Origin of the sequence: Rugosimonospora acidiphila, from assembly GCF_039543385.1 — a bacterium.
GTDB classification, from domain to species: domain Bacteria; phylum Actinomycetota; class Actinomycetes; order Mycobacteriales; family Micromonosporaceae; genus Rugosimonospora; species Rugosimonospora acidiphila.
This window is the reverse complement of the sequence record NZ_BAABJQ010000005.1, coordinates 372,548-388,397: the sequence shown is the minus strand read 5'-3', so window position 1 is coordinate 388,397 and position 15,850 is coordinate 372,548. Positions and strand designations below refer to the sequence as shown.

Here is a 15,850-nt window from a genome sequence, read left to right as displayed (position 1 = left end):
TCAGCCGATGAACCGCAGGTCCGGGAACCAGCCGGCCGACACGGCCATCACGTAGAAGTCGGTCACCGCGAGGGTGCCCAGGGTGATCCAGGCCAGCAGCATGTGCTTCGAGTTCAGCTTCGACACGAAGATCCAGAAGCGGTACCGGAGGGGGTGCTTCGAGAAGTGCTTGAGCCGGCCGCCGGTGATGTGCCGGCAGGAGTGGCAGGACAGCGTGTACGCCCACAGCATCACAACGTTGCCCAGCAGGATCAGGTTGCCCAGGCCGAAGCCGATGTGCTCGGTGCCGGAGAAGGCCCGGATGGCGTCCCAGGTGTTGATGATCGAGATGATCACCGCGGCGTAGAAGAAGTAGCGGTGAGCGTTTTGAATGATCAGCGGGAACCGGGTCTCGCCGGAGTAGGTCTTGTGGCCGTCCGGCACCGCGCAGGCCGGCGGCGAGGCCCAGAAGGCGCGATAGTAGGCCCGGCGGTAGTAGTAGCAGGTGAGCCGGAACAGCAGCAGGAACGGAAGAGTGAGGGCGGCGAACGGGATCAACGCGTTGGCCGGCAGGAATCGCCCGAACTCCGCGGCCTGAGTGGAGCAGCCGTTGGATATACAGGGCGAGTAGAAGGGCGTCAGGTAGTGGTACCCGGGCCCCTCGAGGAAGTACCACTTCTGCATGAAGACCCGCACCGTGGCATAGGCTAACCAGGCGACCAGGCCGAGGACCGTCAGCAGTGGCGCCAGCCACCATCGGTCCGTGCGCAACGTCTTCGCCGCGATTGCGGCGCGTGGCCGGCCTACCACCGGCCTCGTTGCCGTCGTCGTCATCGTGTGTTCGCTCCCTGACGGGCTACTTGTAGAACGGGTCGGACAGACCGGACTGTGCGGTGCAAACGTTACGCCGGGGTATGCCGAGCCCACGCGCAAGGGAGTCTGGCGCGTGACCGTACTTTACGGAAGCTAAAACCTCACATCCGTTCGATGGTGTGCATTACCTCACTGCAGGCTGTAGGGCGCCCGGGAGGCACCGGGGAGGCGAATCGGCCGGATGAATAGCCACCGCAAAACGGCAGATACGGCTACAATTCCGGCATCTCACACACAGGGCTGGGTCGTCCATCGGGTGCCCGATCGGGTCCCGGTATGACCAGGATCACCCCTCGGTTCCTCGGCCTGGAGACGCTCGGGGCGCCTCACCCCGAGGCGCCTCCGGTGAAGTTCCACGATGCGAGGCGCAGGGCGGGTGCCACGAATGAGGAATCCTCGTAGGTGGCCGGCAGGGGCACCGCGTGGGTGCCGATGCCGAGCACCGCGCCCGGCTCCAGGGCCCTCGGGTAGGACTGCGTGAAGCGCAGATTGCGCACGGGCCGGACGATCCGCCCGTCCTCGATCAGCCAGACGCCGTTGCGGGTCAACCCGGTCATCACCAGGGTCCGCGGGTCCAGCACCCGGGTGTACCAGTGGTCCGTCACCAGTACGCCCCGGCCCACCCCGGCGACCATCGCGGCCACGCTGGAGTCGGCAGCCGGACCGTCCACCTCGGACGGCGGGGCGTCCACTCCGGAGGGTCCGGCCGGATCCGACGGCAACAGCCGCAGGTTGGCCGGTACCGGGCCGGATCCCTCGCCCGGCGAGGCGTGCCCGGTCGAGGACGTGCCGGCCTGCGCCGCGGTGCGCCGGTCGTGCGCCACCGCCGCCGTCACGCCGGCGCTGACCATCTCGATGCGGCGCTTGGGCGTGCCCTCGACGTCGAACGGGATGCCGATCGCGCCGGGGGAGACCGGGTCGTCGACCAGCGTCACCGACGGGTCCAGTTGCGCCTCGCCGATCGCCGCGAACGACCGTCGATCGCCGACCGCCTTGCCGTTGAACCCGTGTACCGCCAGGCACCGCAGCACGTCATGCACCGCGGTGGGTTCCAGCACCACCTCGTACCGGCCCGGCGGCAGTTCCACCGGGTCCGCCCCGGCTCGCGCCTTGGCGGCGGCCCGGGCGCCGAGCAGCCCACCGTCCAGATCGGACAGCTGGCCGGCGGCCCGGCGCGCGACCCCGTCCGAGGTGGGGGTGCGCGCTATCCCGTCCAGCGACGCGTCCGTGCCGGCACCCTCAATCAGCTGACCGGCGGAGTTGGCGAACGTCACGGTGGTGTGCCTGGTGCGGCAGTTTCCGGCGGTGACCAGCCCACCGGCGGCGGCCACGAACGCGCGCACCAGGGCCGCGCGGTCGTCCGGCGTCGCCGCCACGATCGCCTCGTCAACGGTGCCGGCGGTGACCGGCCCCGCCTGCGGAGCGAGGCCGGGCCAGCTCCGGTCCGGCGGGCACAGCCGGGCCGCGGCCACCGTGCGGTCCACGAGCCCGCGCAGCGAGGCGGGATCGGTCAGGGTGGTCGAGCCGGCCGCCGTACGCCCGTCCACGTGTAGCCGCAGTCGCACCCGGGTGGTGGTATCCGCGACGTTCTGGTGGATGTACGAGTTGGCGAACCGGGTCAGGGCCAGGGCCTGCCACTGCACGGTCACCTCGGCCTGTGCCGTGCCACCGGTGGCCACCCGGACCAGCTCGAGCACCTGCTGTGCCAGATCGACTCGCAGCAGTTCGGTGCTCATGCGCCCGCCTCGCTTCGCTCGCTGACGGTCGCTCATGCGCGGACTCCCACCCGGACGTCGGTGAACCGGGCCGGGGCGGCCGGATGGCCGGTGTGGCCGATCTGCCCGGGCTGGCCCTTCCCGCAGTTCGGGGTGCCCCACGGCACGATCTCGGAGGAGAGCATGTCCATCGACCGCCAGAACAGCGGCCCGATGCCGGTGTAGGTCGGGTTGCGCAGCATCCGGCCGAGCTTGCCGCCCTTCACCTCCCACCCGATCTCGCAGCCGAACTGGAAGTTGAGCCGCTTGTCATCGATCGACCAGGACCGGTTGTTGTCCATGTAGACGCCGTCGTCGGTGGACGCGATGATTTCCTCCAGCGTGTGCGGCCCGGGCTCGAGCCCGACGTTGGTCATCCGTACCATCGGCAGCCGCGCCCAGCCGTCCGACCGCACGCTGCCGGCGTAGTCCAGTCCCGCGGTGGCGGCGCTGTCCCGCCCGGCGAGCACGCCCACCCACTGTCCATTCTGGACCGCGTACCGGGCCGCGGCCGGGCTGCCCTCGTCGTCGTACCCGAACGAGCCGAGACCGCCGGGCACGCTCGGGTCGATCACGATGTTCATCAGTTCGGAGCCGTAGCGCAGCCGGCCCAGCTGGGCCAGGTCCAGCCAGGAGGTGCCGGCGTACGCCGCCTCCCAGCCCAGGATCCGGTCCAGCTCGATGGCGTGGCCGACCGATTCGTGGATCTGCAACGCCATCTGCTCGCTGCCCAGGATCAGGGTGGTGTTGCCGGGCGGACACAGCGGTGCGGACAGCAGCTCGCGGGCCTCGTGCGCGATCCGGGCGGCGTGCGCGCCCAGGTCGAGCTCGTCGACCAGCTCCCAGCCCCGGGTGCCGTACTGACCGCGGTACGACGGGTAGGAGCGGCGCTGGGTCTCGCCGTCACCGACCACGGTGGCCGAGATGCCGCCGCCACACTCCCGGAGGTGCTGGTCGATCCGGTGCCCCTCGGACGAGACGAACCACTTGTGGGTGTCCCAGATCTGGTAGAGGCCCTCGGCGACGTCCGCGCCCTCGCCGTGCGCCTCACCGGTCGCGCTGACCAGCAGGTCGCCCTTGTCCGACAGGGCCACCGACAGCGGATCAACCAGACACTCGCTGCTCCACGAGGCGGACTCGACCGGCACCGGCACCAGATCGGCGGCCGGGCCGGCCACGGTCGCCGACGCGGCGGCGATGGCGGTGGCCCGCCGGCCCGCGGCGCGGGCGGCGGCGTCACCCAGGTCGGGTACCGCGAAGAAGCCCCAGCCGGAGCCGACCAGGGCGCGTACCCCGATGCCCGCGCTCTCGTCCTGATCGAGTCCCTCGATCTCGCCGTTGCGGGCCGACATCGACTCGTACCGGCGGTGCATCACCCGCGCGTCGGCGTACCGGGCCCCGGCGTCGAGCGCGGCCTGCACCGCCGCGGTGGCGGCGTCGAAGTGCGTCATGATCACCACCCTACCCCGCCGCGGCGGTGCCCTCCGGGCGACGGCCGGCCGCCCATGGGGCGTTGACCAGGGGTTATCGCGCCGAACGCCGGCGCATCTGGCGGTTGGCGGCTACCGGGTGGCCAGGTCGGCCAGCTCGTTGATGCGGGCGGCCAGCGCCAGGTCGTGCTCGGTCACCCCACCCTCGGAGTGGGTGGACAGCCGGAACGTGACGTCGGTCCAGCGGATGTCGATATCCGGGTGGTGGTTCATCGTCTCGGCCGCGTCGGCCACCGCGGTCACCAACGAGATCCCGGCCGGGAAGCTGGCGGCGGTGATCGTGCGGCTGATCCCGTCCGTGCCGCCGGACCAGCCCGGCAGGTCGGCGAGCGCGGTGGAAAGCTGCTCGGCAGACAGTACGGTTGCCATCCGCTCACGGTACCGGCTCATCGCGCGTCCCGCCCGGCGAGCGGCGCATCCGGCCGTGCTGTCCACAGTGGACCAGCGGCGCGGCTACCCCCCGAGGGCGCCGCGCAGGAACTCGAGTTCGAGCCTCAGTAGCCGCTCGGCCAGGCCACCGGCCGCCATGTGGGTCGCCCCGGTCAGCGGGATCATCGAGTGCGGCCGGCCCGAGGCCAGCAGCGCGGCGGACAGCCGCAGGGTGTGCGCCGCCACCACGTTGTCGTCGACCAGCCCGTGGATGAGCAGCATCGGCCGGGCGTCCAGCGGCCCGACCGGCGCCTCGGCGGCCGCCTCGATCAGCGAGTGGTGGGCGTAGACATCCGAGCCGTCGCTGGGCAGCCCCAGGTACCGCTCGGTGTACGCGGTGTCGTAGAGCTGCCAGTCGGTGACCGGCGCGCCCACCACGGCGGCGTGATACACGTCCGGGCGGCGCAGCACGGCCAGCGCGGACAGGTAACCGCCGAACGACCAGCCCTTGATGCCGACCCGGGACAGGTCCAGGTCCGGGTGCTTGTCGGCCAGCGCGCGCAGCGCGTCCACCTGGTCGCCGAGCACCACGTCGGCCATCCGACGGTGGATCACCTTCTCGAAGCTGGGCGCCACCCCCGGCGTGCCCCGGTTGTCGGCGACCACCACGACGAAACCCGCGTCCGCCCACCACTGCCGCTCCAGCCAGCGCGACCGGACGGAGAGCACCTCCTGATGCCCGGGGCCCCCGTAGATGTCCACCAGTACCGGCAGCCGGCGCCCGGCCACGTGGTTGCGCGGGTACAGCACGCCGGTGGGCAGCCGGCGGTCGGTGACCCGTTCGAGCACCGGGCGCGGCGCGTACGGCGGGGTGGCGGCCAGGTTGGTCAGCTCGCCGATCTTCTCGTCGTCCCGGTACACGGTCCACTGCGCCCCGGAGTGGTCCAGCCCCAGCGCGCCGACCACCAGCGTCTGCCCGCCGCCGAACCCGGTGAACCAGCCGGAGCCGGTGCCGATCCGGTGCGCGTCCACGATCGGCGCGCCGGCGTGCGCGGTGACCCGGTACAGGTACTGCTCGCTGGGCTCGCCCTCGCTGGCCTCGACCAGCAGCTCGCCGCTGTGCTGGGTGTCCGGCGCGCCGATCCGGCCGCAGACCCGGCGCACGTACAGGTTGGGCGGGGTCAGCAGGGTGCCGTCGGCGAACAGGCAACGAGCGTCGTACCCGTCGTGGGCCAGCTCGCCGCCGATCAGCACCCGGCCGTCGGACAGGTATGCCGGGGTGCCCGGGATCGGCTCGACCCAGCGGGGATCCGCCAGCTCGGCGTGCACCTGGGTCTCGCCGGTGCGGGGGTCGACGGCCAGCACCAGCCCGTGCTGCTGCAGCCGGCGCAGGACCGTGATCAACGGCCCGCCCACCTCGCTCCAGGACACCGAGACCAGGTACGGGTAGATCTCCCGGTCCCAGTGCACGTCGACCCAGCCGCCGTCCAGGTCCAGCAGGTGCAGGGTCACCTCGGCGTTGGCCGACCCGGCGTACGGGTAGTTGACCACGTTCGGGGCGGCGGCCGGGTCGGCTGGATCGTGCAGGGTCCAGCGCGGCACCCGGCTCTCGTCGACCCGGGCGGCGAGCAGCGACTGACCGTCCGGAGCCCACCAGTAGCCGCGGTAGCGGCCGAACTCCTCCGCCGCGATGAACTCGGCGAGGCCCCAGCCGATCCCGTCCTCGCCGGCGATCAGGGCGTCGGCCGGCTCACCGTCGCCGGCCAGCCCGCCCGAGGCGACCCGGAGCGCGCCCGAGGTGACGTATGCGATCTTGGAGCCGCCCGGGTCCGGGCGCGGGTCGATCACCGGGCCGGCGGTGGGTATCTCGGCCACGGTGCCGGACACCAGGTCGGCCCGGAACAGCCGGCCACTCAGGGCAAACGCGGCGATCCGGGCATCCGGGTCGATGGCGTACGACCCGATGCCGCCCGCCGACAGTCGAAGCCGTTCGCGTAGCGCCCGCTCCTCGGGCGGCAGGTCGGCGCTCCGCCCGGACAGCAGGTCGGCCGGCTCGGCGATCAGGCGCTCCCGGCCGGAGTCGACCTCGAAGGTGTACAGCCGGTCGACCGGGTCCTCGGGGCCGGACGATCGCAGGAAGACCACACGGCTGCCGTCCGCGGCCACGCTGACCGCGCGCGGCGCGCCGTACGAGAAACGCCGGGTACGGGCCGCCAGTTCCGGGTACTCCATCCGACCATGATGGCCTCCCGACGGCCCCGGTGAGGGGCCATACGGTGAGCCGCCCGCGTACAGTGTCCGGGTGACCGTCAGCGAGACCGCCCCTACCGCAGCAAAGCGGATCATGCTCGTGCACGCGCACCCGGACGACGAGTCGACGGGTACCGGCGCGACCATGGCCCGCTACGTCGACGAGGGCGCACACGTCACCTTGATCACCTGCACTCTCGGTGAGGAGGGTGAGATCCACGTACCGGCCCTCGCGCAGCTGGAAGCGGCACAGGCCGACCAGCTCGGCGGGTACCGGGTCGCCGAGTTGGAGAGGGCCTGCGTCGCGCTGGGCGTCACCGATCACCGGTTCCTCGGCGGGGCCGGCCGGTACCGCGACTCCGGCATGATGGGCCTGCCCACCAACCAGCACCCCCGCGCCTTCTGGCAGGCCGACCTGGAGGTCGCCGCCGGGCTGCTGCTGGAGGTGATCCGGGAGGTCCGGCCGCAGGTCCTGGTGACCTACGACGAGAACGGGTTCTACGGGCACCCGGACCACATCCAGGCGCACCGGGTGGCCATGCGCGCGGCCGAGCTGGCCGACGCGGAGGGGATCGGGCCACAGAAGATCTACTGGACGGCCGTGCCGCGCAGCGTGCTGGAGGCCGGGTTCAAGTCGTTCGCGAACTCCTCGGACAACCCGTTCGAGGGAATCGAGCGGCCTGAGGATCTTCCGTTCGGCTCGCCCGACGACGAGATCGCCGCCCGGATCGACGGGCACCCGCTGGCCGCGCGGAAGGTGGCCGCGCTCCAGGCGCACGCCACGCAGATCCCCAAGACCTCGTGGCTGTTCACCGTCGCGAGCAACTTCGGCAGCGATTTCATGGGGGTCGAGCACTTCCGGCTCGCCAAGGGCGAGAAGGGTCCGACCGGCGCGCCGAACGGCTGGGAGGACGACCTGTTCGCGGGCATCGACCTGCCGGCCGTCCTCACGTCGTGACCGCCGTCAGTTGAGAACCACGGGCTCGTCGTGAACCTGTTCCTGAAGATCGCCGGGGTGGTCGCCGGCCTGATCGGCGGCTTCCTCACCGGCCTGTGGGAGGTCTTCCTCAGCCCGCTGTACGTCGGCGCCGTGCCGCTGCCGTTGTCGCCGGTGCTGGCGATCGTGACGAGCGGCGCGTTGATCTGGTTCACCAGGCGGGTGACCGGAAGCGCGGGGCTGGCGCTGCTGCCCGGGGTGGTCTGGTTCGCCACGATGCTGGTCGCGGCCACCGAGACCCGCGAGGGTGACGTGCTGATGCCGGGCAATGACTACATCGGCCTGGCGGCGATCCTGGTGGGCGCGGCGGTCTGGGCGATCATGGCGTACCGGATGTTTCTGAACCGGCCGTCGACCGCCGGTGGCCGGGCGGGAACGGGCGGCGCCACCCGGCCGAACTTCCCCGTGCGGGAGCCCGCGAAGGTCGGCCCGGGCAGGCGCCCTGCGAGCGCACCCGCGAAGGCCTCACCAGCTCCTGGCAAGAAGCCATCCGCATCCGCGAAGACCCCATCGGTCCCCGCGAAGACTCCACCGGCCCCCGCGAAGGCGTCATCCGCACCCACGCGGGGCGCGAACGACCCCGCGAGCGCGTCGACCGATCCCGCCCCGGGCGAGCCGACGGCGGGACCGGGCGGAGCATCGGGCGCGGCGCCTGCCGGGCAACCGGCCGGACCCCGGGCGAAGCCCAAGCGCCCGTCCGGCTCGTCCAAGTCGCCCAGGCCGGGCGGCCGGCGCTAATTCGGCCCCCGGCCCGCCTGGCCCACGACTCACCGGCGCGGTTCGCCTGGCCTGCGGTTCGCCTGGCCTGCGGTTCGCCTGGCGCGGCTGGCCGGCGCGGCTCAGACGGCGTCGCGCAGGTCACCCTCGTCGTCGGCGACCGGGCCGCCCAGCTCGCCGGTGCCGTAGCGGTCCAGCACCTGCCTGACGCGCCGTCCCCAACGCTCGTGCGCCGCCTGCCGGCTGATCCCGGCCGCCTGGGCGATCAGTTCCCAGGTCACGCCCCACCGGCGCAGGCCGACCAGGGTACCGATCGGGTCGAGGCCGACCCCGAGGTCGATGCGCAGCTGCACGAGCTGGCTCGCCAGCTCCCGCCGGGCCGACGACCGGTCCGCGTCGCCGCGCGGCGCCGGTGGCGCCGACCCGGACCCGTCGGACGTGGACTCGTCCGGCCGGTCGGGGGCGTGGGGATCGATCGGTCCACCCATCAGCAGGTCGGACTGGCGGCTGGCCTCGTTCACGGCGATGGCGTTCACCGTGGCCACGGCCTCGGACACGTCCACGGTCAGTGCGGCGCTCAGATACTCGTCCACGGCTGTCAAGGTAACCCTGACAAGCCCCGCGCGACAGCGAATTACCCGGCGGGGCCAGGACCCCGATCGGTAGGGTGTGCGGTCGGATCGGGCCCGCCGGGAACCCGTCCCGAGCGGTATTTGGCATGATCATCGCTATTTGCCGGGCCGACTAATAGCGAGCTTCGAGGTTGACGCGCTATACCTCTTGCATTCCCGGCCTTTGTCGGAATCGGCCTCCCGGGTCCAGCGCCCGGATCGATCCGTGCCCGGACGACCCGGACAGCCCCCGGCGGTCCGAGGCGGACAATCCAGGGGCGCAAGACGCGGAGGCGGAGGAGCCCCAGGTGCGGGTGCACCCCGGAGTGAGGAGGACGCGAGATGAGGGACCGATGGCTGCCGATCGCACTGGTGGCGGGCGTGAACTTCGCAGCCAACCTGATCGCGCGGTTCATTGTGTGGCTCAGCGCGTCGAATAGCGACACGGGGCAGATCACCATCGGTCTGGTCGTCTTCGGCGTCGTGGGCGTGGTGATGATCTGGGCGGGGGTGCGCTGGGGACGCCGGTACCCGATGGCCCGGGTCGCGCCGGACCTCGCCGTGATCATCCTGGCCAGCTGCCTGTTCTCGGTGGTGCTCGGCCCGCTGGCCGGCGGGGCGCTGCCGTTCCAGGAGGGCGTCGGGCTGTTCTTCGGCGAGATCTGGCGGTACGTGCTCTACGCCGCCGCCGGTGCCGTCCTCGGGCTGCTGGTGCTGACCATGCTCGGCAAGGACTACCGGTCACAGGCGCTCAAGCGGTACGCGGAGCTGAAGCAGGCCAAGCCGCGCCGGGTGGTCAGGCGCTGACCCGGTCCGGCGCGTCGAGCCGGCGCGTCACGTAGCTGTGATGCGTGGTGAACCCGAGCCGGGCATAGAGCGCCAGGGCGGCCTCGTTGTGGCCCTCCACTTGGAGCAGGGCGTCGTGCGCACCGGTTGTGGCGGCCCAGCCGGCCAGCGCCCGGGTGACCAGGCCGGCCAGCCCGCGCCGGCGGGCCGGCTCGGCGACCTCGACCAGGCCCAGGTGCAGGAAACCGGAGACCACCGTGCCTCGCGCGCTGGCGACCAGCCGGCCGCCGTCGTACACGGCCGCGAAGCGCACCAACTCCGGCCCGGTGAGCAGCCGGTACGCCTCCGGCGGGAGTGCGCCCTTGCGGGCCGAGACGACGGCGAGCCAATCCGCCGCCGGCAGGGGGTCGAGGCGCACCTCCGGATCGCCGTGCCCGGAGCCGCCCGGCTCCGGCGCGACGAGATCGGCCAGCCGGACGGTCTGCAGCAGGGTGGCGGGCGATCGGGTCCACCCGCGCTCGTCCAGGGCGATGTCGACCGCCCGCGCCAGGGGTAGCGGCACGTTGATCTGAGCCGGCAGCCCGCGGGCGGCGTACCAGGCGCGTACCGCCTCGATCGCGTCCGGCAGGTCCAGGCCGGGGTCGCCGATGGGCAGCGCGGAGTTTCCCCGACCGGTCCAGCCGCCGGCCGCCCGCAGTTGCCAGTCGCCCAGCCGGTCGGTGTCCGGTGCCGGCCAGGCCAGGCTGGCGACCCGTTCCAGGGCGGCGGTGCCGTACCTGCGGTGCGGTATCCGCTTTCCCGCGCTCACCCGGTCGCCCGGTATCCGGAGGGGCCCGTCGGCGGTGGCCACGGTGAGCCCGTCGTCATCGAATTCCAGGAGCTCACCCAGCGCGTCGGAGTACACCGGACGATCACCGCGTACGCCGACGATCCGCCTGACTACCACCCTGTGTCCCACATCTTCCGGCCCCAGCACAATCGCCCTCCTCAGGGACGAGATACTAGGCTCTAACCGCCGCGGAGGATCGCGGTGAAGTGCTGGTGCGGAGAGGATTACCCGTGACCTACATCATCGCCGAGCCGTGCGTTGATCTGCTGGACAAGGCCTGCATCGAAGAGTGCCCGGTCGATTGCATCTACGAGGGTAACCGGATGCTCTACATTCACCCCGACGAGTGTGTCGACTGCGGGGCGTGTGAGCCGGTCTGCCCGGTCGAGGCGATCTTCTATGAGGACGACGTCCCGGCTCAGTGGAAGGACTACGTCGGCGCCAACTACGAGTTCTTCGAGGACCTCGGCTCGCCCGGCGGTGCCTCGAAGGTCGGCAAGGTGGCCAAGGACGCGGCGTTCGTGGCGGCCCAGCCGCCGCGGGAGGCCGAGCACTGAACCGGCACGATGACCAGGACCCGGCCACGGTATCGGGTCCGCTGGATTCTGCGCGCACGGCGGGCCCGGTCACCCCGGTCCCGCCAGCGCTCCGGCTCTCCGCCGGGCTCCCCGACTTCCCGTGGGACCAGCTGGAGCCGGCCAAGGCCCGTGCCGCCGCCCATCCGGACGGCCTGGTGGACCTGTCCGTCGGTACCCCGGTCGACCCGGTACCGGACGCGGTCCGCGACGCGCTTGCCGGCGCGTCGAACTCCCCGGGGTACCCGCTGACCATGGGTACGCCCGAACTGCGTGCCGCGATCACGGCCTGGGTGCTGAGGGCCTGCGGTGCGGCTCCCGGTTTCGGCGTGCTGCCCACGATCGGCTCCAAGGAGCTCGTCGCCTGGCTGCCCACGCTGCTGGGCATCGGGCCCGGGGACACCGTGGCGATCCCGAGCGTCTGCTACCCGACCTACGAGGTCGGTGCCCGGCTGGCCGGCGCCGAGGTGGTCCGCGCCGATTCGCTGACCGCGATCGGACCGGCGCCGGTGAAGTTGATCTGGATCAACTCGCCGTCCAACCCGACCGGTCGCGTGCTGCCCAAGGAGCACCTGCGCAAGGTGGTCGACTGGGCGCGGGAGCGCGGGGCGGTCGTCGCCAGCGACGAGTGCTATCTGCCGCTGGGTTGGGAGGCGGAGCCGACCTCGGTGTTGTCGGTGGCCGACTCGTACGACGGGGTGCTGGCGGTGCACTCGCTGTCCAAGCGCTCGAACCTGGCCGGGTACCGGGCCGGCTTCATCGCCGGCGATCCGGAGCTGGTCACCGAGGTGCTCGCGGTACGCAAACACGCCGGCATGATCGTTCCGTACCCGGTACAGGCGGCGATGATCGCGGCCCTGGACGACGAGACTCACGTGGACCAGCAGCGGGAGCGGTACCGCGCGCGGCGCGGCGTGCTGCGTGCGGCGCTGGAGAAGTCCGGCTTCACCGTGGAGTACTCGGAGGCCGGCCTCTACCTGTGGTCGACCCGGGGCGAGGACTGCTGGGCCACGGTCGACTGGTTGGCGCAGCGGGGGATCCTCGTGGCGCCCGGCACGTTCTACGGCCCGGCCGGGCAGCGGCACGTGCGGATCGCGCTGACCGCCACCGACGAGCGGATCGACGCGGCGGTCTCCCGGCTGGACTAGTCCGGCCAGGGCCGCCATTCCGAGCGGGAGGCCGGCACCCCCGCAGCGGACGGGCCGGCACGTCTCAGCGAAAAGGCCGGCACGCGACCCCGAGGGGTGGGTGCCGGCCTTTGACGTATGCGACGTGGCGCCGTAGCCGGATCAGTCGTTGGCGTGCAGCGCCGCGTTGAGCGAGACCGAGGTGCCGGTGCGCGGCTTGGCCTCCAGCGCGCCGCTGACCGAGTTGCGCCAGAACAGCAGCCCGTCCACCCCGGACAGCGCCGATGCCTTCACCGTCTCGCCGGACGGCAGGGCGATCTTCGAGCCCGCCGTGATGTAGCAGCCCGCCTCGACCACGCAGTCGTCGCCCAGCGAGATGCCGATGCCGGCGTTCGCGCCGATCAGGCACCGCTCGCCGACCCGGATGACCTCCTTGCCGCCGCCGGAGAGGGTACCCATGATCGACGATCCGCCACCCACGTCGGAGCCGTCGCCCACCACCACACCGGCGGAGATCCGGCCCTCGACCATCGAGGCGCCCAGCGTGCCGGCGTTGTAGTTGACGAAGCCCTCCTGCATGACCGTGGTGCCGCTGGCCAGGTGCGCGCCCAGCCGGACCCGGTCGGCGTCGGCGACCCGGACCCCGGACGGGACCACGTAGTCGGTCATCCGGGGGAACTTGTCTACCCCGTACACCGCGAGCGTGCCCCGGCCGGCGCGGACCGCCAGGCGCAGGTCGTCGACGCGGTCGGGCGGGCACGGGCCGGCCGAGGTCCAGGCGACGTTGGGGAGCTTTCCGAAGATGCCCTCCAGATTGGCCTGATGCGGCCGGATCAGGCGGTGCGAGAGCAGATGCAGGCGCAGGTACACGTCGGCCGCGTCGACGGGCGGTTCGGACAGATCGGAGATCACGGTGCGGACCGTCACGGTCCGCAGCCCGATCGGCGACGGCGCTCCGGTCAGGGACGGGTCGAACCCGGGGTCGTCGGCGGGCGGCTCACCGAGCCCGAGCCGGCCGGCCGGGTACCAGACGTCCAGCGGCTTGCCGTCCGCGGCCACGGTGGACAGGCCGACGCCCCATGCCGGGGAGGTGATGAATTCCTGCACAATCGAACACTACTAAGGTCGAGCGGGTGAGCGCAGCGCACCCTGCCGGGTTCGAGCCCGGCGTCCTGACCGATCCGGTCGCCCTGACCCGGGCACTGGTCGACATCGAGTCCGTGTCCGGCAACGAGGCTGAAATCACCGACGCGGTCGAGGCCGCGCTGCGCGGGGCCGGGCACCTGAGCGTCCGGCGCGCCGGCAACACCCTGCTGGCCCGTACCGGCCTGGGGCGCGAGCGGCGTGTCGTGCTGGCCGGGCACCTGGACACCGTGCCGGTGGCGGACAACCTGCCGTCCACTGTGGACGGCGACCTCATGTACGGCTGCGGTACCTCCGATATGAAGTCGGGCTCCGCCATCGCCCTCTGGCTGGCCCTCACCAAGCCCGCGCCGCGCTACGACGTGAGCTACTTCTTCTACGACTGCGAGGAGATCGATGCCTCCCGCAACGGGCTGCGCCGGATCGCGCAGGACCATCCCGAGTGGCTGGCCGCCGACTTCGCGATCCTCCTCGAACCCACCTACGGGCTGGTCGAGGCCGGTTGCCAGGGGACGATGCGGGTGATCGTGGCCACCACGGGCCGGCGGGCGCACGCCGCCCGCTCGTGGCTCGGCGAGAACGCCATCCACGCGGCCGGCGAGGCGTTGCGGCGGCTCGCCGACTACCAGGCGCGTCGGGTCACCATCGATGGCTGCGAGTACCGCGAGGGGCTCAACGCGGTCCGGATCAGCGGCGGCGTGGCCGGGAACGTCATCCCGGACGCGTGCGAGATCGAGGTGAACTTCCGGTTCGCGCCGGACCGCTCGCTCGCTCAGGCCGAGGAGCACCTCCGGGAGGTGTTCGACGGGTTCGCCCTGACGGTGGTCGACTCCGCCCCCGGCGCGCTGCCCGGCCTGGACGCGCCGCCGGCGCGCGAATTCCTGGCGGCGGTGGGCCAGCCGCCGGCCGCGAAGCTGGGCTGGACCGACGTGGCGCGCTTCGCTGGGCTGGGCATCCCGGCGCTGAACTACGGGCCCGGCGATCCCAACGTCGCGCACGCCCGCGACGAGCGGGTGGAGCTTCAGAAGATCCGTGACGGTGCGCGCACGCTGGCCGACTGGCTGGGGTGAGCCGCGCCGGCCGCGGTGGGGCCGACTGTGGTGAGGGTCACGTCCGTGGCAGGCGTGCCCGAGCCGAAGGTCGTGGCGGGACCGCGGTGATGGCGTGGCCAAGCGGTTCCGCCGCGGTGATGGCGCGGCCAAGCGGTTCCGCCGCGGTCGTGGCGTGTCCGGGCCGGATCGCCGTGTCACCGGCGGTCACGCGGCGTTCACCGAACCAGGCTCATCGGGCACCCGGCGATCGACGTCCGCCGCCTCGTCGCCCGCAGAACTGGTGCGCCGCTGCGCCAACAGTTCGCGGATGCGTCGCCGCATCTGGCGCTGCTCGCGCCGGTAGTCGCCGCGTGTCATCCAACACCCCCGTGATTCCCACACCTTATGACGCCAGCGACCTGCCCACAGGTTGGCTACGGTGTGAGCCATGCACAATTCGAACGGATCCGGCCAGCCCAACGAGCGACGCGAAGGCTCGGTAACCCTGCGACACAAGGCAGTTCGCCAGACGACCGCCGATCAGCGGCTGCTCGACTCGCGGCTGCGCGCGGACTGGCAGACCAAGGACGCGTGGCGGGCCCTGCGGATCCTCTCGGAATTCGTCGACGGCTTCGACACGCTGGCCGATCTGCCCCGCGCCGTCAGCGTGTTCGGCTCGGCGCGCAGCAAGCCGGACAGCCCGGAGTGTGTGATGGCCGAGCAGTTGGGTGGTGCGCTCGCCCGGGCCGGATACGCGGTGATCACCGGTGGCGGGCCGGGCGTCATGGGGGCGGCCAACCGGGGCGCGAGCGAGGCGGGCGGCCTGTCCGTCGGGCTCGGCATCGAGCTGCCCTTCGAGCAGGGCCTCAACGAGTGGATCGACATCGGCATCGACTTCCGCTATTTCTTCGCCCGCAAGACGATGTTCGTCAAGTACGCGCAGGCATTCGCGGTGCTGCCCGGCGGGTTCGGCACGATGGACGAGCTGTTCGAGGCGCTCACCCTCGTGCAGACCCGCAAGGTGACCCGGTTTCCGGTGGTGCTGATGGGCACCGACTACTGGCGGGGGCTGCTCGACTGGATGAGTAAGGCGATGGCCGCCGGCGGGAAGATCAGCCCGCTGGACCTGGACCTGATCCGCCTCACCGACGATGTGGATGAGGCGGTGCGGTACATCGTCGAGGCGGACGCCGCGATAGTGGCCGAACAGGAGGCCGCGGAGCGGGCCGCCGCCGCGCGACTGGCCAGCGAGGACGCCACGGGGGACTGACGGGCGGGCGGCGCGCGGGTTGGCTACGCCACGCCGCGGACACGCCGTG

16 protein-coding genes are annotated in these 15,850 nt (G+C 72.0%); 7 read left to right on the top strand and 9 right to left on the bottom strand.

Annotated features, from left to right (window positions below; all coding sequences use genetic code 11):
- The 5 genes from ABEA87_RS11810 to ABEA87_RS11790 all read right to left on the bottom strand — a co-directional run bounded on the left by ABEA87_RS11810 (position 1) and on the right by ABEA87_RS11790 (position 6,697).
- Positions 1-813 (bottom strand): hypothetical protein, encoded by an 813-nt coding sequence (locus ABEA87_RS11810; RefSeq protein WP_345628801.1) that lies wholly within the window; start codon positions 811-813, stop codon positions 1-3.
- A 365-nt stretch (positions 814-1,178) separates the two neighbouring features.
- Positions 1,179-2,588 (bottom strand): TldD/PmbA family protein, encoded by a 1,410-nt coding sequence (locus ABEA87_RS11805; protein ID WP_345628799.1) that lies wholly within the window; start codon positions 2,586-2,588, stop codon positions 1,179-1,181.
- Positions 2,589-2,620: 32 nt separating this feature from the next.
- Positions 2,621-4,057 carry a TldD/PmbA family protein gene (locus ABEA87_RS11800; RefSeq protein WP_345628797.1) on the bottom strand — a complete coding sequence of 479 codons (1,437 nt, stop codon included), beginning with the start codon at positions 4,055-4,057 and terminating at the stop codon, positions 2,621-2,623.
- A 111-nt stretch (positions 4,058-4,168) separates the two neighbouring features.
- The gene (locus ABEA87_RS11795) at positions 4,169-4,465 is read right to left on the bottom strand and encodes a 4a-hydroxytetrahydrobiopterin dehydratase (protein WP_345628795.1); all 297 of its coding nucleotides are present in this window, start codon (positions 4,463-4,465) and stop codon (positions 4,169-4,171) included.
- 84 nt (positions 4,466-4,549) lie between these two features.
- Positions 4,550-6,697, bottom strand: coding sequence for a S9 family peptidase (locus ABEA87_RS11790; protein ID WP_345628794.1), 2,148 nt, complete (start codon positions 6,695-6,697; stop codon positions 4,550-4,552).
- Between the two features lie 112 nt (positions 6,698-6,809).
- Between ABEA87_RS11790 and mshB the strand changes: the two genes are divergently transcribed.
- A complete protein-coding gene (mshB, locus tag ABEA87_RS11785) occupies positions 6,810-7,673 on the top strand; it encodes an N-acetyl-1-D-myo-inositol-2-amino-2-deoxy-alpha-D-glucopyranoside deacetylase (RefSeq protein ID WP_345628944.1) in 864 nt (287 codons plus the stop codon).
- Between the two features lie 30 nt (positions 7,674-7,703).
- Complete coding sequence (locus ABEA87_RS11780) at positions 7,704-8,450, top strand: ribosomal eL19 family protein (RefSeq protein WP_345628792.1); 747 nt, start codon at positions 7,704-7,706, stop codon at positions 8,448-8,450.
- Between the two features lie 101 nt (positions 8,451-8,551).
- On the opposite strand, the gene ABEA87_RS11775 is transcribed toward ABEA87_RS11780, so the two are convergent.
- On the bottom strand, positions 8,552-9,022 hold the full coding sequence (locus ABEA87_RS11775; protein WP_345628791.1) for a hypothetical protein: 471 nt from the start codon (positions 9,020-9,022) through the stop codon (positions 8,552-8,554).
- 360 nt (positions 9,023-9,382) lie between these two features.
- Between ABEA87_RS11775 and ABEA87_RS11770 the strand changes: the two genes are divergently transcribed.
- Entirely contained in the window at positions 9,383-9,847 is a 465-nt protein-coding gene (locus tag ABEA87_RS11770) for a hypothetical protein (protein ID WP_345628790.1), read from the top strand.
- On the opposite strand, the gene ABEA87_RS11765 is transcribed toward ABEA87_RS11770, so the two are convergent.
- Positions 9,837-10,802, bottom strand: coding sequence for a GNAT family N-acetyltransferase (locus tag ABEA87_RS11765; protein ID WP_345628789.1), 966 nt, complete (start codon positions 10,800-10,802; stop codon positions 9,837-9,839). The two genes, ABEA87_RS11770 and ABEA87_RS11765, sit on opposite strands and share 11 nt — an antisense overlap.
- A gap of 83 nt (positions 10,803-10,885) precedes the next feature.
- Here ABEA87_RS11765 and fdxA point away from each other — a divergent pair, with 83 nt between their 5' ends.
- Both fdxA and dapC read left to right on the top strand, forming a co-directional pair.
- On the top strand, positions 10,886-11,212 hold the full coding sequence (gene fdxA / locus ABEA87_RS11760) for a ferredoxin (protein WP_239133366.1): 327 nt from the start codon (positions 10,886-10,888) through the stop codon (positions 11,210-11,212).
- 41 nt (positions 11,213-11,253) lie between these two features.
- Positions 11,254-12,378, top strand: coding sequence for a succinyldiaminopimelate transaminase (gene dapC / locus ABEA87_RS11755; RefSeq protein WP_345628942.1), 1,125 nt, complete (start codon positions 11,254-11,256; stop codon positions 12,376-12,378).
- Positions 12,379-12,519: 141 nt separating this feature from the next.
- On the opposite strand, the gene dapD is transcribed toward dapC, so the two are convergent.
- Positions 12,520-13,467, bottom strand: a complete 948-nt coding sequence (dapD, locus tag ABEA87_RS11750) for a 2,3,4,5-tetrahydropyridine-2,6-dicarboxylate N-succinyltransferase (RefSeq protein ID WP_425570853.1) — start codon at positions 13,465-13,467, stop codon at positions 12,520-12,522.
- A 23-nt stretch (positions 13,468-13,490) separates the two neighbouring features.
- On the opposite strand from dapD, the gene dapE reads away from it, so the two are divergent.
- Positions 13,491-14,570: a succinyl-diaminopimelate desuccinylase gene (dapE, locus tag ABEA87_RS11745; protein ID WP_345628788.1), complete on the top strand. Its 1,080-nt coding sequence runs from the start codon at positions 13,491-13,493 to the stop codon at positions 14,568-14,570.
- Between the two features lie 186 nt (positions 14,571-14,756).
- Here the strand turns inward: dapE and ABEA87_RS11740 are convergent, their stop codons facing one another.
- Entirely contained in the window at positions 14,757-14,909 is a 153-nt protein-coding gene (locus tag ABEA87_RS11740) for a hypothetical protein (RefSeq protein WP_345628786.1), read from the bottom strand.
- Between the two features lie 70 nt (positions 14,910-14,979).
- On the opposite strand from ABEA87_RS11740, the gene ABEA87_RS11735 reads away from it, so the two are divergent.
- Complete coding sequence (locus ABEA87_RS11735) at positions 14,980-15,801, top strand: LOG family protein (protein ID WP_345628784.1); 822 nt, start codon at positions 14,980-14,982, stop codon at positions 15,799-15,801.
- Positions 15,802-15,850: the final 49 nt, after the last annotated feature.

Bases quoted from the DNA above. Each gene is read 5' to 3' on its own strand.
- ABEA87_RS11810 (WP_345628801.1), bottom strand. From the start codon at position 813: ATGACGACGACGGCAACGAGGCCGGTGGTAGGCCGGCCACGCGCCGCA.
- ABEA87_RS11805 (WP_345628799.1), bottom strand. From the start codon at position 2,588: ATGAGCACCGAACTGCTGCGAGTCGATCTGGCACAGCAGGTGCTCGAG.
- ABEA87_RS11800 (WP_345628797.1), bottom strand. From the start codon at position 4,057: ATGACGCACTTCGACGCCGCCACCGCGGCGGTGCAGGCCGCGCTCGAC.
- ABEA87_RS11795 (WP_345628795.1), bottom strand. From the start codon at position 4,465: ATGGCAACCGTACTGTCTGCCGAGCAGCTTTCCACCGCGCTCGCCGAC.
- ABEA87_RS11790 (WP_345628794.1), bottom strand. From the start codon at position 6,697: ATGGAGTACCCGGAACTGGCGGCCCGTACCCGGCGTTTCTCGTACGGC.
- mshB (WP_345628944.1), top strand. From the start codon at position 6,810: ATGCTCGTGCACGCGCACCCGGACGACGAGTCGACGGGTACCGGCGCG.
- ABEA87_RS11770 (WP_345628790.1), top strand. From the start codon at position 9,383: ATGAGGGACCGATGGCTGCCGATCGCACTGGTGGCGGGCGTGAACTTC.
- ABEA87_RS11740 (WP_345628786.1), bottom strand. From the start codon at position 14,909: ATGACACGCGGCGACTACCGGCGCGAGCAGCGCCAGATGCGGCGACGC.
- ABEA87_RS11735 (WP_345628784.1), top strand. From the start codon at position 14,980: ATGCACAATTCGAACGGATCCGGCCAGCCCAACGAGCGACGCGAAGGC.